25 protein-coding genes are annotated in these 22,675 nt (G+C 67.1%); 16 read left to right on the top strand and 9 right to left on the bottom strand.

What is annotated here, in order from left to right:
* Positions 1–72: 72 nt before the first annotated feature.
* A complete protein-coding gene (locus BGO47_RS13865) occupies positions 73–594 on the bottom strand; it encodes an adenine phosphoribosyltransferase (protein ID WP_292712800.1) in 522 nt (173 codons plus the stop codon).
* A gap of 110 nt (positions 595–704) precedes the next feature.
* Here BGO47_RS13865 and BGO47_RS13860 point away from each other — a divergent pair, with 110 nt between their 5' ends.
* The 5 genes from BGO47_RS13860 to sufU all read left to right on the top strand — a co-directional run bounded on the left by BGO47_RS13860 (position 705) and on the right by sufU (position 7,354).
* Positions 705–2,390: a glycoside hydrolase family 13 protein gene (locus BGO47_RS13860; protein ID WP_292712798.1), complete on the top strand. Its 1,686-nt coding sequence runs from the start codon at positions 705–707 to the stop codon at positions 2,388–2,390.
* A gap of 15 nt (positions 2,391–2,405) precedes the next feature.
* The gene (locus BGO47_RS13855; protein WP_292712796.1) at positions 2,406–3,419 is read left to right on the top strand and encodes a LacI family DNA-binding transcriptional regulator; all 1,014 of its coding nucleotides are present in this window, start codon (positions 2,406–2,408) and stop codon (positions 3,417–3,419) included.
* Between the two features lie 142 nt (positions 3,420–3,561).
* Complete coding sequence (locus BGO47_RS13850; protein ID WP_292713184.1) at positions 3,562–5,559, top strand: APC family permease; 1,998 nt, start codon at positions 3,562–3,564, stop codon at positions 5,557–5,559.
* A gap of 68 nt (positions 5,560–5,627) precedes the next feature.
* Entirely contained in the window at positions 5,628–6,911 is a 1,284-nt protein-coding gene (locus BGO47_RS13845) for a SufS family cysteine desulfurase (protein ID WP_292712794.1), read from the top strand.
* Positions 6,908–7,354, top strand: a complete 447-nt coding sequence (gene sufU, locus BGO47_RS13840; protein ID WP_292713182.1) for a Fe-S cluster assembly sulfur transfer protein SufU — start codon at positions 6,908–6,910, stop codon at positions 7,352–7,354. Before BGO47_RS13845 ends, sufU begins: the two co-directional genes overlap by 4 nt.
* A gap of 120 nt (positions 7,355–7,474) precedes the next feature.
* Here the strand turns inward: sufU and BGO47_RS13835 are convergent, their stop codons facing one another.
* Positions 7,475–8,455: an SRPBCC family protein gene (locus BGO47_RS13835; RefSeq protein ID WP_292712792.1), complete on the bottom strand. Its 981-nt coding sequence runs from the start codon at positions 8,453–8,455 to the stop codon at positions 7,475–7,477.
* A gap of 2 nt (positions 8,456–8,457) precedes the next feature.
* Positions 8,458–8,829, bottom strand: a complete 372-nt coding sequence (locus tag BGO47_RS13830; protein ID WP_292712790.1) for a metalloregulator ArsR/SmtB family transcription factor — start codon at positions 8,827–8,829, stop codon at positions 8,458–8,460.
* Positions 8,830–8,952: 123 nt separating this feature from the next.
* Between BGO47_RS13830 and BGO47_RS13825 the strand changes: the two genes are divergently transcribed.
* Positions 8,953–9,498, top strand: coding sequence for a helix-turn-helix domain-containing protein (locus BGO47_RS13825; protein WP_292712788.1), 546 nt, complete (start codon positions 8,953–8,955; stop codon positions 9,496–9,498).
* A gap of 163 nt (positions 9,499–9,661) precedes the next feature.
* Positions 9,662–11,041 carry a serine hydrolase domain-containing protein gene (locus BGO47_RS13820; protein WP_292712786.1) on the top strand — a complete coding sequence of 460 codons (1,380 nt, stop codon included), beginning with the start codon at positions 9,662–9,664 and terminating at the stop codon, positions 11,039–11,041.
* A gap of 79 nt (positions 11,042–11,120) precedes the next feature.
* On the opposite strand, the gene BGO47_RS13815 is transcribed toward BGO47_RS13820, so the two are convergent.
* The 4 genes from BGO47_RS13815 to BGO47_RS13805 form a co-directional block, all read right to left on the bottom strand.
* Complete coding sequence (locus BGO47_RS13815; RefSeq protein WP_292712784.1) at positions 11,121–11,960, bottom strand: hypothetical protein; 840 nt, start codon at positions 11,958–11,960, stop codon at positions 11,121–11,123.
* A gap of 65 nt (positions 11,961–12,025) precedes the next feature.
* Complete coding sequence (locus tag BGO47_RS13810) at positions 12,026–12,694, bottom strand: DUF305 domain-containing protein (RefSeq protein WP_292712782.1); 669 nt, start codon at positions 12,692–12,694, stop codon at positions 12,026–12,028.
* Between the two features lie 32 nt (positions 12,695–12,726).
* On the bottom strand, positions 12,727–13,095 hold the full coding sequence (locus BGO47_RS15140; protein ID WP_366246895.1) for a DUF6153 family protein: 369 nt from the start codon (positions 13,093–13,095) through the stop codon (positions 12,727–12,729).
* 135 nt (positions 13,096–13,230) lie between these two features.
* Positions 13,231–13,839 carry a PadR family transcriptional regulator gene (locus tag BGO47_RS13805; protein ID WP_292712780.1) on the bottom strand — a complete coding sequence of 203 codons (609 nt, stop codon included), beginning with the start codon at positions 13,837–13,839 and terminating at the stop codon, positions 13,231–13,233.
* A gap of 195 nt (positions 13,840–14,034) precedes the next feature.
* On the opposite strand from BGO47_RS13805, the gene BGO47_RS13800 reads away from it, so the two are divergent.
* The gene (locus BGO47_RS13800) at positions 14,035–14,715 is read left to right on the top strand and encodes a thioredoxin domain-containing protein (RefSeq protein WP_292712778.1); all 681 of its coding nucleotides are present in this window, start codon (positions 14,035–14,037) and stop codon (positions 14,713–14,715) included.
* Between the two features lie 3 nt (positions 14,716–14,718).
* On the opposite strand, the gene BGO47_RS13795 is transcribed toward BGO47_RS13800, so the two are convergent.
* Positions 14,719–15,627: a TerC family protein gene (locus tag BGO47_RS13795; RefSeq protein WP_292712776.1), complete on the bottom strand. Its 909-nt coding sequence runs from the start codon at positions 15,625–15,627 to the stop codon at positions 14,719–14,721.
* Positions 15,628–15,839: 212 nt separating this feature from the next.
* Here BGO47_RS13795 and BGO47_RS13790 point away from each other — a divergent pair, with 212 nt between their 5' ends.
* The 8 genes from BGO47_RS13790 (at position 15,840) to BGO47_RS13755 (ending at position 22,248) form a co-directional block, all read left to right on the top strand.
* Positions 15,840–16,403 (top strand): DUF4395 domain-containing protein, encoded by a 564-nt coding sequence (locus tag BGO47_RS13790; RefSeq protein WP_292712774.1) that lies wholly within the window; start codon positions 15,840–15,842, stop codon positions 16,401–16,403.
* A gap of 8 nt (positions 16,404–16,411) precedes the next feature.
* Positions 16,412–16,600 carry a hypothetical protein gene (locus BGO47_RS13785; protein WP_292712772.1) on the top strand — a complete coding sequence of 63 codons (189 nt, stop codon included), beginning with the start codon at positions 16,412–16,414 and terminating at the stop codon, positions 16,598–16,600.
* Positions 16,601–16,661: 61 nt separating this feature from the next.
* Positions 16,662–19,001 (top strand): phosphoribosylformylglycinamidine synthase subunit PurL, encoded by a 2,340-nt coding sequence (purL, locus tag BGO47_RS13780; protein WP_292712770.1) that lies wholly within the window; start codon positions 16,662–16,664, stop codon positions 18,999–19,001.
* Positions 19,002–19,010: 9 nt separating this feature from the next.
* Positions 19,011–19,142 carry a hypothetical protein gene (locus BGO47_RS13775; protein ID WP_267189853.1) on the top strand — a complete coding sequence of 44 codons (132 nt, stop codon included), beginning with the start codon at positions 19,011–19,013 and terminating at the stop codon, positions 19,140–19,142.
* A 57-nt stretch (positions 19,143–19,199) separates the two neighbouring features.
* Positions 19,200–20,102, top strand: coding sequence for a hypothetical protein (locus BGO47_RS13770; protein ID WP_292712767.1), 903 nt, complete (start codon positions 19,200–19,202; stop codon positions 20,100–20,102).
* Between the two features lie 123 nt (positions 20,103–20,225).
* Positions 20,226–20,606, top strand: coding sequence for a GntR family transcriptional regulator (locus tag BGO47_RS13765; RefSeq protein WP_292712766.1), 381 nt, complete (start codon positions 20,226–20,228; stop codon positions 20,604–20,606).
* The gene (locus tag BGO47_RS13760) at positions 20,603–21,565 is read left to right on the top strand and encodes an ABC transporter ATP-binding protein (RefSeq protein WP_292712764.1); all 963 of its coding nucleotides are present in this window, start codon (positions 20,603–20,605) and stop codon (positions 21,563–21,565) included. Before BGO47_RS13765 ends, BGO47_RS13760 begins: the two co-directional genes overlap by 4 nt.
* Positions 21,562–22,248 carry a hypothetical protein gene (locus tag BGO47_RS13755; protein WP_292712762.1) on the top strand — a complete coding sequence of 229 codons (687 nt, stop codon included), beginning with the start codon at positions 21,562–21,564 and terminating at the stop codon, positions 22,246–22,248. The genes BGO47_RS13760 and BGO47_RS13755 overlap by 4 nt, the downstream gene beginning before the upstream one ends.
* 80 nt (positions 22,249–22,328) lie before the next feature.
* On the opposite strand, the gene BGO47_RS13750 is transcribed toward BGO47_RS13755, so the two are convergent.
* Positions 22,329–22,628: a chorismate mutase gene (locus BGO47_RS13750; RefSeq protein ID WP_292712760.1), complete on the bottom strand. Its 300-nt coding sequence runs from the start codon at positions 22,626–22,628 to the stop codon at positions 22,329–22,331.
* Positions 22,629–22,675 lie beyond the last annotated feature (47 nt).

The following is a 22,675-nucleotide window of genomic DNA, read 5'->3' as shown; positions in this document are numbered from 1 at the left end:
CGGGTGAGGGCGCCACACACCCGCAACACGGCGCGACCGAACAACTGGCCCGGGTCGGGCCACTGCGAAGAACTAGACGACGAAGAGGGAGTGGACCTCGCCGGCCATGGCGCGACCGTCCAGTGCCTCGAGTTCCATGAGCACTGCCGTGCCGATCACCTCGGCGCCCAGCGTCGTCATGAGCTCACGCGCGGCCGCGATCGTGCCGCCGGTGGCCAGCACGTCGTCCACCAGCAGAATCCGGGTGCCCGGCGCGAGGTCGTCATGCGCTTCGATGGCAGCCTCGCCGTACTCGAGGGCGTACGAGACGGATGCCGCGGGCCGGGGCAGTTTTCCGGCCTTGCGGATCGGCACCAGGCCCACGCCTGCCTCGGCGGCGGCGACGCCCGCGAGGAGGAATCCGCGGGCCTCGATTCCGCCGACGACGTCGAACCCGCCCTCGAACGGCTCGATGAGCGCACGCGTGACGGCGCGCAGGGCCGCGGCATCAGCGAGCAGCGGCGTGATGTCACGGAACTGGATGCCGGGACTCGGGTAGTCGGGGATCGTCCGGATCAAGGACTCTGCGCGGTCGAGGGCGGCGGTGTCGGGCACGCCGACAGACTACGGCTTACGCGTGTCGCGCGCGTGCCCGACCGCCGCACCGCGCGGGCCGCCTCAGACTCGCATGCAAGCGCTTACATCGGTGCAGTATGGTGTGCTCCATGACTTCTGCAGAATCCGTCGCTGCCCCCGCGCTCTCTCGCGAGGCGGCGCCCGGCGGCGAGTGGTGGCGCACCGCCGTCATCTACCAAATCTACCCCCGCTCCTTCGCTGACCAGTCGGGTGACGGCATCGGCGACCTGCGCGGCGTGACGAACCACCTCGGCGACCTCGCGGCCCTCGGCATCGACGCCATCTGGCTGAGCCCCTTCCAGCGCTCGCCCCAGAAGGATGCCGGCTACGACGTCGCCGACTACTGCGACGTCGACCCGATCTTCGGCACCCTCGCCGACTTCGACGAGATGCTCGCGCAGGCGCACGCACGCGGCATCCGGATCATCGTCGACCTCGTTCCCAACCACTGCTCAGACCAGCACGCGTGGTTCCAGGAGGCCGTTGCGTCTCCCGCCGGCAGCCCCGAGCGCGCGCGATACATCTTCCGTGACGGCAAGGGCGCGAACGGCGAGCTGCCGCCCAACAACTGGGAGTCGGTGTTCGGAGGCGGCGCCTGGACGCGCCTCACGCAGCCCGACGGCACCCCAGGCCAGTGGTACCTGCACCTCTTCGACGCCTCACAGCCCGATTTCGACTGGTCCAACCCCGAGGTGCGCGAGGAGTTCCGCCGCATCCTGCGCTTCTGGCTCGACCGCGGCGTCGACGGCTTCCGCGTGGATGTCGCGCACGGGCTCGTCAAGAAAGAGGGCCTCCCCGACTACACGCCGCCGACGGATGCCGGTTCGATGGGCGGCGGCGAGGCAGCAGTCCCCTACTGGGGTCAGGACGGAGTGCACGAGATCTATCGCGACTGGCACGCGCTGCTCGCCGAATACGACGGCGACCGGGCCCTGTGCGCCGAGGCTTGGCTTCCCTCGGTCGCGCAGACCGCGCTGTGGGTGCGTCCCGATGAGATGCATCAGGCATTCAACTTCGAATACCTCGAGACCCCGTGGAATGCCGAGAAGCTGCGCCTTGTGATCGCCGACTCGCTCGCGGGCTACGGCGCGGTCGGCGCCCCCAGCACCTGGGTGCTCTCGAATCACGACGTTGTGCGCCACGCGTCGCGTCTGGCCCTGACCGCCGAGAACCCGCAGGGCGCCGGCATCGGGCCGAAGTCACCGGGCAAGCCGATCCCCGAGGTCGGGCTGCGTCGCGCTCGCGCCGCCACCACGCTGATGCTCGCTCTTCCCGGATCGGCCTACCTCTACCAGGGCGAGGAACTGGGCCTGCCCGAAGTCATCAACCTGCCCGACGAGGCACGCCAGGACCCGACCTGGTTCCGCACGAACGGCCAGCGCTACGGGCGCGACGGATGCCGCGTCCCGCTCCCCTGGACCTCGGACGGGCCCGCCTTCGGCTTCAACGACACCGGAGAGTCCTGGCTGCCGCAGCCCGCCGAGTGGGCTGGCCTTGCCCGCGACGCTCAGCGCGACGACCCCGACTCGACGCTCACCCTCTACAAGAGCCTGCTCGCCGAACGGCGGGCGCGGGGCCTCGGGGCGGGGACCCTCGAGTGGGTGGATGGGCTTGGCACGGATGTCGTGGCCTTCCGCAACGGCTCGATCACCGTGGTAGCGAACCTGAGCGCCAAGCCCATCGAGCTTCCCTCGGGCGTTGTCGTTGTCTCATCCGGCCCGCTCGCCGGCCGGATGCTGCCGGTCGACCAGGCGGTGTGGCTGACCGGCGAGTAAGCCGCGAGGGTCGTCATGGTCGGAATCGATGAGGTAGCCCGAGCGGCCGGGGTCTCGACCGCGACCGTGTCGCGCGCGCTCAGCGGCAAGCACAACGTTTCGGAGTCGACCCGCGAACGCGTGCAAGAGGCCGCGCAGCGCCTGGGCTACGTCGTGTCCTCGTCGGCGTCGAGCCTGGCATCCGGCCGCACCCGCAACATCGGCGTCGTGATCCCTCACCTCGACCGGTGGTTTTTCAGCACACTCCTCAGCGGCATCGCCGAAGAGGTGACGCGGGCGGGCTACGACATCACGCTGTACAACGTGACGCCCGACCGGGAGCACCGCCGCCAGGTGTTCGACACCTTCCTGCGCCGGCAGCGGGTCGACGGGGTGATCGCTGTTGCGCTGGAGCTCGGCGAGCACGAGTCGCGGGCGCTGCTCTCGCTCGGAATGCCGGTGATCGCGATCGGCGGGCCGAACGAACTGCTTCCCACGCTCTCCATCGACGATGTGGGCCTCGGGCGCCTGGCCACCGAGCACCTGCTTGCGATGGGACACCTCGACATCGGTCACATCGGAGCCGACCCCGAGTTCGACATCGACTTCCACATTCCGTCCAGCCGCAGGCACGGTTTCGAGTCGGCGCTGCGGGCAGCGGGCATCGATCCGCGACCGGAGCTGTTCGAGCCCGGCGACTTCACGATCGAGGGCGGCTTCCGCGCAGCGAAGCAGCTCCTGGGCAGGCCCGGAGCATCGCCGACCGCCATCTTCGCGGCATCCGATGAGATGGCTATCGGGGCGATGCTCGCCGCTCGCGACCTCGGATACCGCGTGCCCACAGACCTGTCCATCGCAGGGATCGACGGTCACGAACTCGGCCGATTCTTCGACCTGACGACCGTCGACCAGTTCCCCGCGAGGCAGGGCGCTCGTGCCGCTGCCACGATCCTCCACGAGCTCGAGCAACCGGCAGGCAGCGTCCCCGACCGCGAAGAGCTGCCCTACGAACTCGTCGTGCGGGGCAGCACCGCGCGTATCGGCACCTGACCGTGGGTCTTCTGCAGCTTGCGCGGGCGCCCGTGCAGGCGTAGTCTCGCCCGCCGTGACACTTGACGCGCCCGAATCGGGCGTACCCGAGACGCCCGTCGCTAAGCGCATCCTCCTGGGCCAGCCGCTGTCCTCCGATGCGATGGACGAGCACCTGCTCCCGAAGAAGATGGCACTGCCGATCTTCGCCTCCGACGCACTGTCGTCGGTGGCCTACGCGCCGCAGGAACTGCTCATGATCCTGCTGACCGGTGGGCTCGCTTTTCTCGCCTTCTCGCCGTGGATCGCCGCCGCTGTCGTCGTGCTGCTGAGCGTCGTCGTGCTCAGCTACCGGCAGCTCATCAAGGCTTATCCCTCGGGCGGTGGGGACTACGAGGTGGCCCGCACCAATCTCGGCGAGGTACCCGGTGTCGTCGTGGCGGCCGCCCTGTTGGTCGATTACGTCCTCACCGTGGCGGTGTCGGTGGCCTCGGGGGTCGACAACATCATCTCCGCCCTCCCCGGGCTTGACCCGGCGCGAGTCGAACTTGCCATCGGCTTCGTCGTCGTGATCGTGCTCATCAACCTGCGGGGCGTGCGCGAGGCATCCCTCGTCTTCGCAATCCCCACCTATGTCTTCATCGGCTCGGTGGTGTTCATGATCGGCACCGGGCTCGTGCGCACCGCGCTCGGCGACCCGCCGGTCGCGTCATCCGCCGAATTCGCGGTGCAGGCCGAGAGCCTGTCACAGGCTGCCGTCATCCTGCTCGTGCTGCGGGCCTTCTCGAGCGGATGCTCGGCCCTGACAGGTGTCGAAGCGGTCTCCAACGGAGTCCCGGCGTTCCGCCGACCCAAGGTGCGCAACGCCCAGACCACCCTCTCGATGATGGGCGGCGTCGCGATCCTGATGTTCGCGGGCCTCACGGCACTGGCCCTGATCTCGGGGGTCCACTACGCCGAAGACCCCTGCACGCTCGTCGGGTTCGACTGTGCGAATCAACCGCAGCCGAGCCTCATGGCACAGGTCGCTGCCGCAACGTTCGGCATGGGGTCGATCCCCTTCTACCTGATCCAGGCTGCCACCGCGCTCGTGCTGCTGCTGGCGGCGAACACAGCGTTCAACGGCTTCCCGCTTCTCGGCGCCGTGCTCGCCCGCGACGGGTACGCACCGAAGGCGCTGAACACCCGCGGCGACCGACTCGTGTTCTCCAACGGGATGCTGGTGCTCGGCCTCATCGCGATCGCTGTGCTGGTGATCTACCAAGCCAACCTCACGACACTCATCCAGCTGTACATCATCGGGGTCTTCGTCTCGTTCTCGCTCGGCCAGATCGGCATGGTGCGGCACTGGCGCGGCATCATCCGGGCGACAACCCGCGTTGAAGCGCGGCGAGATCCGGCATCCGCCCTCGAGCGCCGTGGCGCGATCACGGGCCTGATCATCAACACGACCGGTGCAACCTTCACCGCCGCCGTGCTGATCATCGTGACCGTGACGAAGTTCACGCACGGGGCCTGGCTCGTCTTCCTGGCCATCCCGATCCTTGCGACACTGATGCTCGGCGTTAACCGGTACTACCGCGACGTCGAACACGAGATCCGGATGGATGACGAGATCCACTTCGGCTCGGACGGGGACGTTGCACTCGTCATGGTCAGCCGGCTGCAGAAGCCCGTGGTGAAGGCTCTGGACTACGCGGTCGCAGCCCGCCACGACAAGACGATAGCCCTGCACGTCGCGACGGATCACGAGGATGCTGGTGCGCTGCAGGAGGAGTGGAAGGCGCACGGCATTCCGATCCCGCTCGTCATCATCGATTCGCCCTACCGCACCTACGCCGGCCCGATCGGCGAGTTCATCCGGCGCTACCGCGAGAAGAACGGGCCGGCCGTGATGACGGTGTACCTGCCGCAGTACATCGTCGGGCACTGGTGGGAGACGCTGCTGCACAACCGCCGCTCCCGGCGGCTCGCCCAGCAGCTCATGCTGATTCACGGCGTCACGATCACGCTCGTGCCGTGGTTGCTCGACTCCTCGGAGTTGATCTATGGTCGCCGGTCGCGTCCCCTGCCCGGCCAGGAGCGGGCGGGGCGCCCCTACGATCCGGTCGAGAACTTCGAGCACGCCGAGCACTCGAGCCTCGAGCGTCCCCAGGATTAGCGCGCGGCATCCGTCACCCCGGACCACCGACCCGATCCGCCGACACGTACGGCGCGTACGCTGGAGGGGTGACCGTTCCTGCCGTGACCCCGCTGGATCTCGCCGCCATCCGCGCCGACTTCCCCTTGCTCGCGCAGGAGGTGAATGGCCACCCGCTCGCCTACCTGGACTCTGCCGCGACGAGCCAGAAGCCGCAGCAGGTGATCGATGCCGAGGTCGAGTTTCTGACCCACACGAACGCCGCGGTCCACCGCGGTGCTCACACGCTCGCAGCGGAGTCCACTGACGCGTTCGAGGATGCCCGTGAGGCGGTCGCCGCGTTCGTGGGCGCCGGCGAGGGGGAGCTCGTCTGGACTTCCGGTGCCACCGCCGGCATCAATCTCGTCGCATACGCGATCGGGAATGCGACCCTCGGGCGGGGCGGCGAGGCTGCGCGGCGCTTTGCCCTGCGCCCCGATGACGAGATCGTCGTCACGGAGTCCGAGCACCATGCGAACCTCATCCCGTGGCAGGAACTCGCTGCCCGCACGGGTGCGCGGCTGCGCCACATCCCGGTGCTGGACGACGGACGCCTCGACATGGATGCCGCCGCCGAACTGATCGGCGACCGCACCCGGATCGTCGCGTTCCCGCACGTGTCGAACGTGCTGGGCATCATCAACCCCATCGACGACCTCATGGCCCTCGCGCGCAGCGCCGATGCGATCACGGTGATGGATGCCTGTCAGTCAGTGCCGCACCTCAGCATCGGCCTCCCGGCGACCGGCGTGGACTTCGCCGTGTTCTCGGGCCACAAGATGCTCGGCCCGTACGGCATCGGCGGACTCTACGGCAAGCGCGAACTCCTCAACGCCCTGCCGCCGTTCCTCACCGGCGGGTCGATGATCACGACGGTCACCCTCGATGAGGCGCAGTATCTGCCCTCGCCGCAGCGGTTCGAGGCCGGGACGCAGCCGGTGTCGCAGGCTGTCGGCCTCGCCGCCGCTGCCCGCTACCTGCAGGAGCTCGGCATGGACGCGGTCCACGCCCACGAGGTCGAGCTCGAGCGGCGCATGCGTGACGGGCTGCGTGAGATTCCCGGCATCCGTCTTCTCGGCGACACTGACGCCGCGCCGCGCGTCGGTCTTGCCGCGTTCGCCGTCGACGGCGTCCATGCTCACGACGTCGGACAGTTCCTCGATTCGCGGGGTGTGGCGGTGCGCGTGGGCCACCACTGCGCGCAGCCCCTGCACCGCCGGTTCGGCCTCACCGCTTCGGTGCGGGCCTCGGCATCCGTCTACACGACCCCCGATGAGGTCGACCGATTCCTGGACGCGACCGGTGGCGTCCGCGCATTCTTCGGAGCATCCTGATGAGTCTTGAATCCCTGTACCAGGAACTGATCCTCGACCACTCCAAGCGTCCGCACGGCTTCGGTCTTGCCGAGGCCGATGACCACACTGGCACGAGCTACCAGCGCAACCCGATCTGCGGCGACGAAGTGACCCTGCGGGTGCGGGTCTCGGAAGACGGGCAGACGATTCGCGACGTGACATGGGAGGGCCAGGGCTGCTCGATCTCGCAGGCGTCGGCATCCATGCTCGTCGACCTCATCGACGGCGTGCCGCGCGAGAAGGCCGCTGAGCTGATCGATGGCTTCCGCGAGGCGCTGCGATCGCGCGGCACGATCGAGCTCGACGAGGACGTCTACGAGGATGCCGCAGCCCTCTCAGGCGTCTCGAAATTCAGCGCCCGCGTGAAGTGCGCGATGCTCGCCTGGGTAGCTCTCGAAGAGGGCCTCGCTCAGACATCCTGACCCTTTCGCGCGCCCGCCGCATTCGCCCTCTTCGCCGAAGGGTCGCAACACGCCGTACGCTGCACCTCGGCAGCGGCGTGTTGCGACCCTTCGCGTGAGACGGATGCCGCGAGCGGCGAATCAGGCCGACAGGAGCTCGCGCTCCAGACGGGCGTAGCTGGTCTCCATACCCTCGGTCATGCCGGTGGCAAGGACCATGTCGCGGGTGTCCTTGTCGGGGTACTCGATCACCAGCGTGATGAGGGTCGCGCCGTCCTCTTCGTAGAGGGACATGTCGTTGAGCGTCGACGGAAAGTCGGTGCCGGTCATGTGCTCGGTGGTCACCGCGCGCCTCGGGGCCTCGCTCACGAGTGTCTCGCCATCGAACCCGAATGCCTCACCGTCGACACCCTCGTCGGGCGTCCACTCGTAGCGGTAGCGCCCGCCGACCGTCGGATCGATCTCGCACACCATCATGCGCCAACCGTCAGGGCCCAGCAGCCACTTCTTCATGAGCTCGGGCTCGGTGTGGGCCCGCCACACGAGATCTCGGGGCCCCTCGATCAGCCGCGTGATCCGCACGTGGGTATCGCTGAGGATCTCGGTCTGAGTCCCCTTGCCCTGCGCGTACTCCCGCAGGTCCTGCAGCACCGCATCGAGCTGGTTCATGGCCAGGGTCGAGCCTTCGACGGCGCCGAACTCGACAACCTGCTCCAGGGCTTCGAGCGAGTCGAAGTAGGTGATGTTGGTGAGTCGCGAGCCCTCGGGCGTCGCCTCGAAGAGGAACTCGACGCGCATCGTGGGCATGCCTTCGAGCACGTCGCCGTCACCGTTGAGAAACGAGTCGAGCACCTCGAATCGATGGGGCTCGTCGATGGCCGTGAACTCCCACCCGCCGCGCGACACCTCGCCCTGCGGGCTGGTCATCTGATACTGCGCGCGCCCCCCAGGGGTGAGATCGAACGACGTGAAGGTCGCCGGCCACCCCGGAGGGCCCCAGAAGCGGTCGAGCTGGGTCGGGTCCGTGAACGCCCGCCAGAGGCGCTCGACAGGCGCGGCGAAGTCGCCGATAAGCGTCATCGTCAGTGCTTCGGGGTCGGTGGTGACAGCGGTGACAGGCATGGTCAGATCCTTTGCGTGGGGGTGGAGGTCGGTGGATCGGAAGGCTCGGCGAGCAGATCATCGAGTCGGTCGATGCGCGCGCGCCACAGGTCTTCGTAGCGGGCGAGGAGGGCGCGGGCCCGGGCGATCATGGTCGGATCGGCGCGAACGAGACGCTCGCGCCCCTCCGCGCGCTTGATGATGAGGCCAGCCTCTTCGAGGACGGCGACGTGCTTCTGGACTGCTGCGAACGACATGTCATAGTCCCGTGCGAGCGCCGAGACCGAGTGCTCGGACTCGATGGTCCGACGCAGGATGTCGCGTCGCGTCGCCGCCGCGAGCGCGTGGAACAGGCGGTCGATGTCGTCATCCGTGAGGTCCTTTTGTACAACCATTTGGTTGTACGTTAGGACACGCGAACGCCGCCGTCAATCCCCGGGCGGTTAAGACCTGCCGGAGGTCCTACTCCCGCTGAACGTGTTTTTACGTAATTACGAACTATTGATAGGCTCATGGTTATGGACACGCAGACGGGCGGCGAGCTTGAGCATCGCGTTGGCGCCTTAGAGCGGGAGGTAGAGCGCCTTCGCTCTCTGGTCGAGGGGGGAGACACCACCAGTGTCGAGACTGCGCCGGACGCCGCCACACCCCAGATTCCCGAGGCCTCGGAGGATCCGTTGTGGCTGGTGAACACGCTCGCACGTCACGCGCCCGGCGTCGTGATGATGGCTGGCGTGGTGGAGGTGCCGGCCGGCCCGATCCGCTGGCAGTACGGCTTACGTGCCGAGGACCTTCTCGACAGGGATTGGAGCGAGTTCGCGCGTCCGGTCGAGGCCCTCGGGCATCCTGTTCGTCTGGAACTGGTGCGCCGCATCCTCACCGGCACACAGACGACAGCCGAGCTTCTCGAGCTCGACCAGTTCGCCTCCACTGGTCAGCTGTATCACCACCTGCGCCAGCTCGTCAGCGCCGGTTGGCTCGTCTCGCCTCGTCGAGGACACTACGAGGTCCCTGCTCCGCGGATCGTTCCCCTCCTTGTTCTGACCATGATCGCCGCGAGCTAGGAGCAGTACAGCAATGACCTCCCCGTCCACCTCGGACCCTGCGCACCCGGCAGATCCCGCTCCGACACGTGGACGTTCCGCGGCGTTACTCCTGGCGGTGATCGCCGCATCCGCGATCGTCGCGGTGGGCCTAGGCGCAGCCTTCGGCCCCCACCATCAGACCGTGAGCACATCACAGACGGGGAACGAACGCCTCGCTGACAGCATCCAGTCCCTCCCCGGCAGCTTTGATGGCTTCCGCTCCCTGTCTGTCGCAGAGATCGGTCCGAACGGACCTGTCTTCGCGGGCATCGGCGACGCGGATCCCGCACATTCCGGCGCTCCCGGCCCAGACACGGTCTTTGAACTCGGATCGATTACCAAGACCTTCACGGGCGCGCTGTTCGCGGACGCGATCGAGCGCGGCGAAGTTTCCCCCGATGACCCGCTCTCGCAGTACCTCGACGCGCTGACGGGAACACCCGCAGGTGCGGTGACGCTCGCATCCTTGTCGCAGCACTCCTCGGGTCTTCCGGGCCTGGGCGAAACCGCCGTCGCGAGCACGCTCGAGAGCCTGCTCTTGAACGAGAACCCCTACGCCTCGACGAGCACGGAACAACTGATCGCGGACGCCGCCGTCGCACCCGTCGACCCCGACCAGGGCACGGTCTACTCGAACTTCGCCGTCGCCCTGCTCGGCACCGCACTCGTCGAAGCGGCAGGGGTCGACGACTACGCGACGCTCCTCCGGGAACGCCTCACGGAACCGCTCGGCATGGACCACACCGTCGTCGCAGCGACCGCCGACCAGGTACCCGAGGATGCTGTCCCCGGGTACCTTCTCAACGGCACGCGCGCCCCGCGCTGGTGGGGAGAGGGGTACCTCCCCGCCGGATCAGCGACCTTCACCACAGCATCCGACCTGGCGATCTGGGCGCAAGCGAACCTCGACGGGACAGCTCCAGGCGCGGCAGCACTCCAGCCCACTGCGCCAATGGGTACTGACACCGAGATCGGGTGGGGCTGGCTCACCTCACCGTCCTTCGACGGAACCGGCGCCCAGACCTGGCACAACGGCGCCACGGGAGGCTTCCGCACGTTCCTGACCCTCGACCTCGCCGCAGGAACAGGCTTCCTCATCCTGTCGAACAGCGTCGCTCCCGTCGAGGACGTGGTCCTCGCGTACGCCACAGGCTCCTCGATCCCGGGCCCCGACGAGGCTAGTGTGATCTCCGGCTGGCTCCCCTTCGCTCTCGCGGTGCTCTTTGGAGCGATAGCGCTGATCCGAGCGGTGCGGGCGCGGTCATGGCTCCCCTCAGCCAGCGACCTCGCGTGGGCGACCTTCGCGCTGCTTGTGCTGTGGATCAGCGGACCGTGGTTCGCGGTGGGTGGCTGGGTATGGGGCCTGGCACTGGCCCCCACTCTCGCCGCTGCGGCAGTACTGATTCTCCGGGCAGCACGCGGGCCGCGGATGCCGTTCCTGCCCGCCCGACGAGCATGGCTGTGGTGGCCGCTAGCGATTGCGGGACTCGCTGCAGCGGCCGGTATCACCGTGCTCTGGTGAGCCGTGCCCGCGGCATCCGTCTCGCGCTCGCGCGCTCTGCGTTGCAACATCCACGAAGGCCGTTGCCGATCGATCGGGGTCAGGGTGCAGGCGGAAGCAGGGTGAGACCACTGTCGTCCGCGACAAGAATGCTCCCGGTATCGGTGATCGCGGTCGCTTGAGCGGTTCCGTGCACGATGCCCACCTCCTTCCACGCACTCGCCCCGGACACATGGACCCAGATCTTCTCATCCGCATCCACCCCGGCGATGAGCTCACCGTTCGGTGACACAGATAACGCGTAGAGCATGGGCGCGCCTGGCCATGGCTCGAACGACCGCGCCCCATCGGTGCTGACCCGCAGCCCGTCTGGTGTTGCGGCGACGACGTTTCCGCCACTGGTGACCACAAGACCGACCGCCATCAGCTGGCCACCCGTCGGAGCCCACGAGTCACCTCCGTCCTTACTGGCCAATACGTCGATGGCATCGGTGGCCAGCCCGTACACGGTGCCATCGCTGCCGGCAGCGAGAGCGTGGAAGTCCTTCTCGCCGGTAAACGCCGCCGGTTCCCAGCTCACCCCGGCGTCTGCGCTACGGACAATGCCGAGATTGTGATCGCCGAGTTCGGGTGGGGTGTCTGCCCCGGGGTGCCCTGACGCGATCAGATCCTCGCCCACGACAGTGAGTCCCATCGCATCGAAACCGTAGGAGCCAACCCGCGAGAGCAGTTCTCCTTCCGCGCTCACCGCGAGGATGCCTTCGTGAGTGCCGAGAAGAAACCCGTCGCCCTCGGGATCAGGAACGATGGCGTGTACATGGGATGCCATCGCGGCATGAGAGGTGCCCGTCGACGGTGGTTCCGCCGACGCGCACCCGGCCAGCATGATCAGCTCGGCCAGAACAATGGCGGCCGCGGCCGCACGCAGGTGAATTGGCATATGCGTCCCTTTCAGTCGCGGCAGGGGCGCCACCGGCGCAGGCCCGATGACACCCCCGCGAGTCTCTAGAGCTGCGTCAGCAGAGCCCGCATCAGGGCGATCTCGGCCGTCTGTGCATCGGCGATCGTCTGCGCGAGAGCAATCACGTCCGGGTGTCGACCTTGAGACATTTCGGCCTGCGCCATCTCGATCGCGCCCTCGTGGTGAGTGATCATCTGTTCCAGGAACAGCCGGGCAGCCTCCGCGCCCTCAGCAGCCTCCAGCGCCGCCATGTCGTCGTCGGACATCATGCCGTCACCCATGTCCATGCCGTCCATGCCACCCGCATGCGGCATCCCCCAATCTTCGAGCCACGACTGCATCAGCTCGATCTCCGGGGCCTGCGCGTCTTTGATCTGCTGCGCAAGCTCCCGTACCCGCTGATCGACGCCGGATTTCGCCAGCACCATGTCGCTCATCTCCACCGCCTGCTGGTGATGCGGAATCATCATCATCGCGAACATCGAGTCGGAGGCATTGAACTCCGCCTCCACCAGAGACGATGACGCAGAGGGAGGCATCCCCTCGCCGTGTTCCATGCTCGGCATCGAACCCGATCCGGCACCGGCGCACCCCGCAAACAACAACACCGATGCAAGCGGCGCCGCCGACAGCGCGACCAAACGAGACTTCTTCATGACAAACCTGTCCTTCCAATCGAGCGTGAAGTTGGCCCGTGTACGGGCATGACTCATTTCGCGACCGCGCGGGTCGCGGCGACGTCACATCACGTACGACTGATCGACAATTCGAGAAGAGAAGGCGGCCTCAAGGGCACAGGAATCGGGGGCCGGATTGCGAGGGCGACAATGCACGGTCGACCGAGCCGACGGACCACTCCTGGGCCGGTCCGAGCCACCAATATGACCGTGACGAGCAGACCAAGCACGCACGCTAGCGTCATCGCCTCGTGCGCGGCGCCGCCGCAATCGGCACAACCGGCGTCGGGTACCCCTGATGGCTCTGCCATCGCATCCTGTTCGTGTTCGGCTCCGTGCTCGATGACCGAGACAGGCGCCGGCGCAGGATGACCGACGGAAAGAGTATGCATACCCAACAGGCCCGCGACCACGAGAGCGGCGAACACCACCGACATCGCCCAGCGCCAGGACACTGGCGGGCGAAGCTCACGAGCGACGAAACCCAGCATGATCTATCGGCCCCAGGATACTCCCCCCCGGTATGCGGTCAGCGCGAGCGGCGGAGAACCTATGCGTTATCGATTCCGCATTCACGGACCGGCGGCGAGAGGACCGGTCTTGAGGGGTCTTCCGCGCCTGGGACGCTGGGTCTCGATCTCAAGCCCCATCTCGCGCGCCGGATGCCTCGTTAGCCGCTCCTCGACGTGATCGAGCCAGCGAACCTCGGCCTCGGCGGCGAAGATCGTCGCATCGGTGATGATCTTCCAGGCGAGATCTTCCGGACCCTCGAAGCCGCTCCCCTCGACCACAGCACGACGCAAGGTCTCGAGCCGCGCCGCCGACGTTTGCCGCTGCGTGCTGATGAGCTCGAAGACATCCACCCCCGGAAGCGTCGCCGCGAGCGCAAGCTTGATCGCGAGTTCATCCCGGGTGCCGGGGGTGCGTTCGACCGGAGATGCCAGCCATGCGCGGGCCTCGCCGCGGCCGGCATCCGTGATCTGCCAGTAGATGTGTCCGGCCTCGTCGGCTGCGCCCCGCGAAACGAGGCCGTCGCGCTCGAGCCGCTCGAGAGTGCTGTAGATCTGGCCGACGTTGAGCGCCGAGCTCGATCCGGTGCGACGTTCGAACTCCGACCGCAACTGATAGCCGTAGCACGGCCCCTGCGCCAGGATCGCCAACAGGCTTTGCCTCACCGACATTCGGATCTCCCTGAGCGCGATATGCATACCGGGTAGTGTCGCGCTCTCTCATGGATACCGCTGCGCGACACCATCGAGTGGTTCTGCCCGGGCGTTTGGTGGAATCCGCCATATGGTCTGACCACATCAGGGGTGAGCGTCGTGGGCTTCACTGAACGATTGGCGATGCGCCGACTCTCGGCGTAGAACGGCAGCGTGTTCGGTTCGTCTCGGCGCCGCATGGTCGGATGCCTCGCCCTCATCCCCACTGTCGCACTTGCCGCCGTCGCGTGCTCGCCGGCCGCTGCAACTGCTCCCTCACCCGCATCCATCGACCCGGTAGCGGGAATCGTCGTCGGAGACGGCGCTGTCGACATTCAACTCTGGAGCGACCCGTCCTGCCCGCACTGCATGACCCTCGACGAGGCTATCGGCGACGACCTCGCGGCCTTCGTCGCCGACGGCACCGCGACGTGGACGCTGCATCCGATGACGTACGTGAGCGCCAAGCGCGGTGACGTCACCGACTACTCGACCCGGGCCGCCGCCCTGCTTCTCGGCGTCGCAGCTGCGGGAGAAGATGACGCGCTCCTGCCGCTGTACGCGCTGATCCAGCGGAACCAAGTCACGGCAGATCATTCACCCAGCGACGAGGAACTCCTCGGCTTCGCGACCACGGCGGGCGCGGCATCCGACCTCTCGACAGCAATCGCCGACTACGCGAGCCTGGCGAGCGCAGCCAACGACGCCTGGCTCGGCGCGCCGATCCCCGGCACCGACCAGGTCGTCGACCATGTCCCGTTGCTGGTCATCGACGGCACGGTGTTCGAGGTGCGTGAAGACGGCACGGATGCTGCGCGCTTCGCCGCAGCGGTAGCCGAAGCCGCTGCAGGCTGATCCTCAGCCGAGGCCCTCCCGGTGCGGCGCGGCCGCCGCACCTCCCTCGCCGACCACGGGCTTGCGCGAGAGGCCGACGGAGCCGGAGGCGGGATCCTTCGACAGCGCCGCGGCGACGGCGGCTGACTCGTCGATATCCGGGTACTGGGGCCGCAATTGCACGGACTGCCGCTTCTTCTGCTCGCGCTTTGCCTTGCGTGACGAGTACGTGAGGTTCAGCGCCTCGACGAAGATCGCGAAGGCCATCGGACCGTAGATGAATGCCTTGTCGATCTTGATGTGGAAGCCCTCGGCGATGAGGAAGACGCCGATCAGCAGCAGGAACGACAGTGCGAGCATCTTCACGGTCGGGTGCGCGTTGACGAACGCGAAGATGAACCTCGACGCGAAGAGCATGATGCCGAACGAGAGCACCACGACGGTGATGATGATGACCATGTTCGAGGTCATGCCGACGGCCGTGATGACGGAGTCGAGCGAGAAGACGATGTCGAGCAGAAGGATCTGCGCGATGACCGATCCGAAGCTCACGCTCTTGCGTGCACCCGCGCCTTCGCCGTGGTCCTCTTCGGCGCCCTCGAGCTTGTGGTGGATCTCGGTGACCGCCTTGTAGACGAGGAAGAGCCCGCCCGCGATGAGGATGAAGTCCTTCCACGAGAACGAGATACCCCACAGGGTCACGACCGGTTCGGTGAGCGTGATGATCCACCCTGCCGCGAAGACGAGGCCGACCCGGATGAGCATCGCGAGCGTCAGACCGAGGTTGCGGGCGCGGGCCTGCTGCTCCTTGGGGAGCTTGGAGGCGAGGATCGAGATGAAGATGACGTTGTCGACGCCCAGCACGATCTCGAGGACGAACAGCGTGACGAAGACCGCGATCAGGTCGGGCGTGAAGGCGAAGGAGAAGTCCACGCAGACAGCGTAGGGCCTCGGTTCGGTCGCGGCCTTGTGCGGGTTCGCGCCGCGCCAACCCGCGAAACGGCGCGACTGAAGAATCTGCACCACTATTCGGTCGCGCCTTGGTGCGGGCGGAGGGCTGACGAACCCACGTCACGGCGCGACTGAACGGTCATGCGAACCGAGTGGCATCGAGGACTGATACCCCAGGGGGTATTATTGGCACCATGACTTCACCCGCCGCCGACCGCAGTGCCCGGCCCGTCATCGGCGAATGGGTTGACGGCATCGACATCCCCGTCATCAATGAGCGGGCAGTGCGCGCGTCGGCCGGCATCCTGTTCCTCCTGGGCTTCAGCGCCTGGCTCTTCGGTGTGATCACCGGCGACCTGCAGTACATGCGCGGGTTCGGCATCCTGTTCGCCTTCGAAATGTTCCTGCGCCTGTTTATCGGGACGCGCTTCACCCCCACCCTTCTGATCGGCACCCTCATCACGCGCCCACAGCGGCCCGAATGGGTCGATGCCTCGCCCAAGCAGTTCGCGTGGGGTCTTGGATTCACGATGGCGCTCCTCGGGTGTCTGTCGCTCGGATGGCTCGGGCTGCCGGCGGTGATCGCGCAGACCATCTGCGCCGGATGCCTGTTGCTGCTGTTCGCCGAGTCGGCTTTCGGCATCTGCGTGGGGTGCGAGCTAGCCCGCCGCTTCGCGCGCACTAAGCCGCAACTGTGCGCCGGCGACACGTGCACCTACACTCCTCCAGCCCGCGGCGAGCGCCACTCGGTCGAGTGAGGAGCGGCGTGTCAACACAGAACGGGTCTGACGCGCGAGTCGCAACGGCGCACGGATTGCGCGACACCCCGCCTGCGGCATCCGTCGCCCGGCGAGTCGGGCAAGAACTGCGCCGTTGCGACAAGACCGCGCCGGCACGTCGAGCGCCCGAAGACGAGCACGAACCGACACGGATGCCGAAAGCGGCCGCCGCGTAGACTGGAGCGGCCCGCACGCTGGCGCCGGTCTCGGCATCCTCGACCACTGGAGTCCCACCCCGTGAGCACCCCGATCACTCCCGCCCGAGCAGCCGCCGACACCGTCGAGAACGCCGCAGCCACGCCCGAGCGCGAGCAGCCGTACGGCGCGCTCGGCCTGAAGGATGACGAGTACGCGCAGATCCGCGAGATTCTCGGCCGCCGACCCACGAGCGGTGAGCTGGCCATGTACTCCGTCATGTGGAGCGAGCACTGCTCCTACAAGTCCAGCAAGATCTATCTGCGCCGGTTCGGGCAGAAGGTCTCGGATGAGATGCGCGAGCGCCTCATGGTCGGCATGGGCCAGAACGCCGGCGTCGTCGACATCGGCGAGGGCTGGGCGGTGACCTTCAAGGTCGAGTCCCACAACCACCCGAGCTACATCGAACCCTTCCAGGGTGCCGCGACCGGCGTCGGCGGTATCGTCCGCGACATCATCTCCATGGGCGCCCGCCCCGTCGCCGTCATGGACCAGCTGCGTTTCGGCGCCATCGACAACCCCGACACCGCCCGCGTCGTGCACGGCGTCGTCAGCGGCATCTCGTTCTACGGCAACTGCCTGGGCCTTCCCAACATCGGCGGCGAGACCGTGTTCGATGCCGTCTATCAGGGCAATCCGCTCGTCAACGCCCTCGCCGTGGGGGTGCTGCGCCACGAAGACCTGAAGCTCGCGAACGCCTCGGGCGCCGGCAACAAGGTCGTGCTGTTCGGTGCCCGCACCGGCGGCGACGGCATCGGCGGCGCATCCATCCTCGCCTCCGACACCTTCGCCGACGGCGGCCCGACCAAGCGGCCCGCGGTGCAGGTTGGCGACCCGTTCGCCGAGAAGGTGCTCATCGAGTGCTGCCTCGAGCTCTACAAGGCGAACCTCGTCGAGGCGATCCAAGACCTCGGCGCCGCCGGCATCTCGTGTGCCACGAGCGAGCTGGCCGCCAACGGCGGCAGCGGCATGCGCGTCGACCTCGAGCAGGTGCTGCTGCGTGATCCGAGCCTGACTCCCGAAGAGATCCTGATGAGCGAGTCTCAAGAGCGGATGATGGCGATCGTCGCCCCCGAGAAGCTCGACGCGTTCCTCGAGGTCGTCGGCCGGTGGGAGGTCGAGACGAGCGTGCTCGGCGAGGTCACCGGCGACGGCCGCCTGCAGATCTTCTGGCACGGCGAGCAGATCGTGGATGTCGACCCCTCCACCGTCGCGGTCGATGGACCCGTTTACGAGCGACCGGTCGCCTACCCGACCTGGATCGATGCCCTCCGCGACGACTCGGCGAGCGCACTGCAGCGGCCGAGTGAGCCCGACGAGTTGCGGGAGCAGTTCCTGGCACTCGTTGCGAGCCCGAACCTCGCCGACACCTCCTGGATCACCAACCAGTACGACTACTACGTGCTCGGCAACACCGCCCTCTCGTTCCCCGATGACGCCGGCATGGTGCGCGTCGATGAGGAGTCGGGCCTCGGTTTCTCCATCGCGACAGACTGCAACGGTCGCTACTGCCAGCTGGACCCCTACCGGGGCGCCCAGCTCGCCCTCGCGGAGGCCTACCGGAACGTCGCCGTCACGGGCGCCAAACCCGTCGCGGTGACCGACTGCCTGAACTTCGGCAGCCCCGAGAACCCCGAGGTCATGTGGCAATTCGGGCAGGCCGTCGATGGCCTCGCCGACGGATGCCTCGAGCTCGGCATCCCGGTCACCGGCGGCAACGTCTCGTTCTACAACCAGACCGGCGACCAGCCGATCTTCCCGACCCCCGTGGTGGGTGTGCTCGGCATCATCGATGACGTCGCGCGCCGCATCCCGTCGGGGTGGCAGGATGCCGGCGAGAACATCTACCTGCTGGGTGTGACAGCCAACGAGCTCAGCGGCTCGGCGTGGGCGCAGACCGTGCACGACCACCTCGGCGGTCGGCCGCCGGCAGTCGACCTTGCCGCCGAGCGGCGCCTGGCCGACCTCCTGCACGCCGGAGCGCTACAGGGCCTGATCTCCAGCGCGCACGACCTCTCCAGCGGCGGTCTCGCGCAGGCTCTCGCCGAGTGCGTCATGCGCTTCGGTGTCGGCGCCCGCGTGTGGCTGAACGAGATCATCGAACGCGACGGCGTGGATGCGGCATCCGCGCTCTTCTCCGAGTCGACCGGGCGCGTTCTCGTGTCCGTCCCCCGCGAGGACGACGTGAAGTTCCGCGGCCTGTGCGAGGGGCGTGGGTATCCCGTGCTGCGGATCGGGGTGACCGATGCCCCCGGCGACGGCGAAGACCCGAGCCTCGAAGTCCAGGGACTGTTCACGGTTTCCGCGACCGATCTGCGCGCGACGTCGCGGGCCACCCTTCCCGCCGCGTTCGGTCCGACGATCACCGAGCCCGCCCTCTAGACTGATCGCATGTCCGACGACGACACCAACGTCTACAGCGAGACCCGACAGCGACGCATCAAGATCGTCGCGTGGGTCGTGATCGTTTCGCTGATCCTCGTGGGCGGTGGCGCCACCGTCCTCGCTCTGCTGTTCGGCTGAGCCCCCTTCGGGCTTTCCCCCGTACCCGGTGGGGGACAGCGCGGTTAGCATGATGGCGTGGAACCGCTGTTCCAGTTCATCGGCAGCTACTGGTGGCTCGTCTTCCCCCTGATGGGTGTCATGGGGATGATCGGCAGCGCCTGGGAGCGCGGCGCCCGGCGCAGACATAAGCGGCGGCTCGAGATTCTGCAGGCCAAGGGCGAGATTCGCGCCGCGCAGGCCGCTGCGCGCGGCCGCCCCCTTATCGGCGTTACGCTTCCCGGCGCCAAAGCACCGACGGATCCTCTCGCGCAGCGGGTCGAAGAGGCCGTTGCCACCGGAATGGGCACGGCACCACGAACCGCGACCGCATCGAGTTCAGCATCCGTCACGCCGCTTCAGAAGCTGCTGGCAGAGCACGACGCGGTGACCAGGCGCTGGCTCGAGTACGAGCTGGACATCGCCAAGATCATCGCCTTCCCCGCCATGAGCGATGGCCGCCAGCCGCTCACGGCGGCCTTTCTGCGTGCCAAGAAGGTCGCCGACCGGCTGCGTCCCGACTCCGAGAACGCGAAGCTCTCGAAGGATCAGTTCACCGAGTACCGCGCTGCCGTGACCGACTACGAGGTCGCGTTCGATCTGGCCGAGCGCGAGGCCCGCCGCATCCGTGACTCGTCGTTCACCGCCGAAGAGCGCAAGCGCCTGAGCACGGCCCAGCAGCTGCTGAGCGTCGCGATCGATCAGGCTGCGACCCCCGCCGAGCGGCAGCTCGCGTACCGGCGAGTGCGCGACGAGCTCGACGGTCTGCTCGCGGTCTCGGATGAGGCGATCACGATCCTCGAAGAGCGTGTCGCTCTCGAACTTCCCGCGTCGTCCCCGGCCGCACCTCCCGTGACGAAGCCCTCCGATTCGGCATCCCCGCCGGGCGCATCCGCCCGTCCGGGCGTCTGGCCCGTCCCCTCCCGCACCCCGCGCCCCTGAAACCAGCTCCAAACGAGCGCCCCCGGCGACCCACGCGACGTCGATGGATGCCGCGCTTGACGCATCCTGCGTTCCATGGTTACCTACTTGAGTAACTAACCCAGGAACACCACGGAGGCGCGGATGATCGAAGAAGGCAAGGCCCTCTTCTTGCAGATCGCGGAGAGCGTCGAGGACTCGATCGTTGACGGGAGCCTGGCCGAAGAGGCACAGGCACCCTCCACGAACGAACTCGCCGCCTTCTATCGCATCAACCCCGCCACGGCAGCGAAGGGAGTGACGATGCTCGTCGACAAGGGCGTGCTCTACAAGCGACGGGGCATCGGCATGTTCGTCGCCCCGGGCGCTCGCGAAAGTCTGCTCGTCGAACGGCGTGCAGCGTTCCGCGACCGTTACCTGACCCCCCTCCTGGCCGAGGCCCGCAAGCTCGGGCTCGGCTCCGAAGACCTCGCGCAGTTGCTTCGGGAGCACGCGCACACGACAACGACGGAAGGCGACCAATGACCATCAACGATGTCGCACCCCCCTCGGGTGCCGCTGAGAGCGTGATCGAGGTGAGGAACCTCACGAAGCGCTACCGCGACGCCGTCGCCGTCGATGACGTGAGCTTCTCGATCCACAAGAACACCATCTATGGGCTGCTGGGGCGAAACGGTGCGGGCAAGACCACCGTGATGTCGATCCTCACTGCTCAGAACTTCGCGACGTCGGGTGACGTGCGCGTGTTCGGCGAGCACCCGTATGAGAACGCTCGGGTGCTGCGCCGCATGTGCTTCGTGCGGGAGAGCCAGAAATACCCCGACGACGCCAAGCCCATCCACGCATTCGCGACGGCGAAGCTTTTCTTCCCCAACTGGAACCAGGAGCTCGCCGATCGCCTGATCGCAGACTTCCGCCTGCCGGTGCGCACCCGCATCAAGAAGCTCTCCCGCGGCCAGCTCTCGGCCGTCGGCGTGATCATCGGCCTTGCCTCGCGGGCAGAAGTGACCTTCTTCGACGAGCCGTACCTGGGCCTGGATGCCGTCGCGCGTCAGATCTTCTACGATCGGCTACTCGAGGACTACACCGAGCATCCCCGCACTGTCATCCTCTCGAGCCACCTCATCGACGAAGTCTCGAACCTCATCGAGCGGGTGCTCGTCATCGACCGGGGGCAGATCATCATGGATGCAGCCACCGACGACGTTCGCGATCAGGCCACCGCGATCGTGGGCGATGCCGCTGCCGTCGATGCCTTCGTCGCGGGGCGAGAGGTGCTCCACCGCGAGAGCCTCGGACGGGTGGCATCCGTCACAATCGCTGGCGCACTGTCCCCAGATGAGCGCTCCCGCCTGACGGCTGCTGGTCTTGATATCGGTCCGGTGTCGCTGCAGCAGTTGATCGTCCGCACGACACAGCACGCCGACGACACGGATGCCACCGCATCCGATACCCGCACCACGACGAAGGGAGGCCGGCGATGAACCGCGTCGGAAACGTCGTTCGCATGCAGCTGGTCAACAGGCAGACGTTCATCTGGGTACCGCTTCTTGTGCTCGGCGGCACCCTTGCGGTCACGCTCATGATCTGGGCGATGCTGCCTCCCGCGGCGGTGAAGTACGGCGGCGGTGCGCAGGCGCCGATGTGGTACTTCTTTGCCGTCGGCATCATGGGCACGACCCAGACCTTCCCGTTCTCGCAGGCGATGAGCGTCACGCGGCGCGAGTTCTTTCTCGGGTCGCTGCTGACGGCATCCCTGACCTCGGCGATCCTCACGGTGATCTTCGTCATCGGAGGGTTCATCGAGCAGGCGACCAACGGCTGGGGCGTCAACGGATACTTCTTCTACCTCGACTGGATCTGGAGCTCAGGAGCGGTCGTCGCAGCAGCGCTCATCCTGTTCATGACGATGACCTTCTTTGTCACCGGCTTCGCGATCGCCACGATCTACAAGCGGTTCGGCCCCGCCATCCTGACGATCATCCTGGTGGGGTTGGGTCTTCTGCTGGTCGGCGTGATGTGGCTCATCGGTCGGCTGAACGCCTGGGGGCAGGTCTTCGGTTGGATCGTCACACAGGGACCCGAGGGGCTTGCGATTGGTCTGGTGATCACCTTGGTCGTCCTCTCGGGGATCGCCTACGGGCTCCTGCGCCGCGCCATCCCGTGACGGATGCCGCGAGGAAACGAGACGGGGCTCCCGGCCAGCTGGCCGGGAGCCCCGCTTGTGGTTACGTAGAGGTGAAAGATTCAGCGCCCGTCAGCGGCCTCGGTGTGATGACGGATCACTTCGGCAACGATGAACGAGAACCATTTCTGCGCGAACTCGGGATCCAGCTCCGCGTCTTCAGCAAGGCGCCGAAGACGGGCTACCTGCTGCTCTTCTCGCGTGGGATCCGAGGCCGGCATCCCGTGCTCAGCCTTCAAGACACCCACCTGCTTGGTAGCGCGAAAACGCTCCGCGAGCATGAAGATCAGGGCAGCGTCGATGTTGTCGATGGTCGCGCGCAAACGCAGCAGGTCGGCAACAGGATCGGTCGGCTCGGTCATCCCCACTCCTTCGGACTGTGTCGAGATTATCGCCTCCCTCACCGAGC

The organism is Microbacterium sp. 67-17, assembly GCF_001898325.1.
Taxonomy (GTDB): domain Bacteria; phylum Actinomycetota; class Actinomycetes; order Actinomycetales; family Microbacteriaceae; genus Microbacterium; species Microbacterium schleiferi.
Note: the sequence above shows the minus strand (reverse complement) of the source record. Positions and strands in the feature narration are given on the sequence as shown.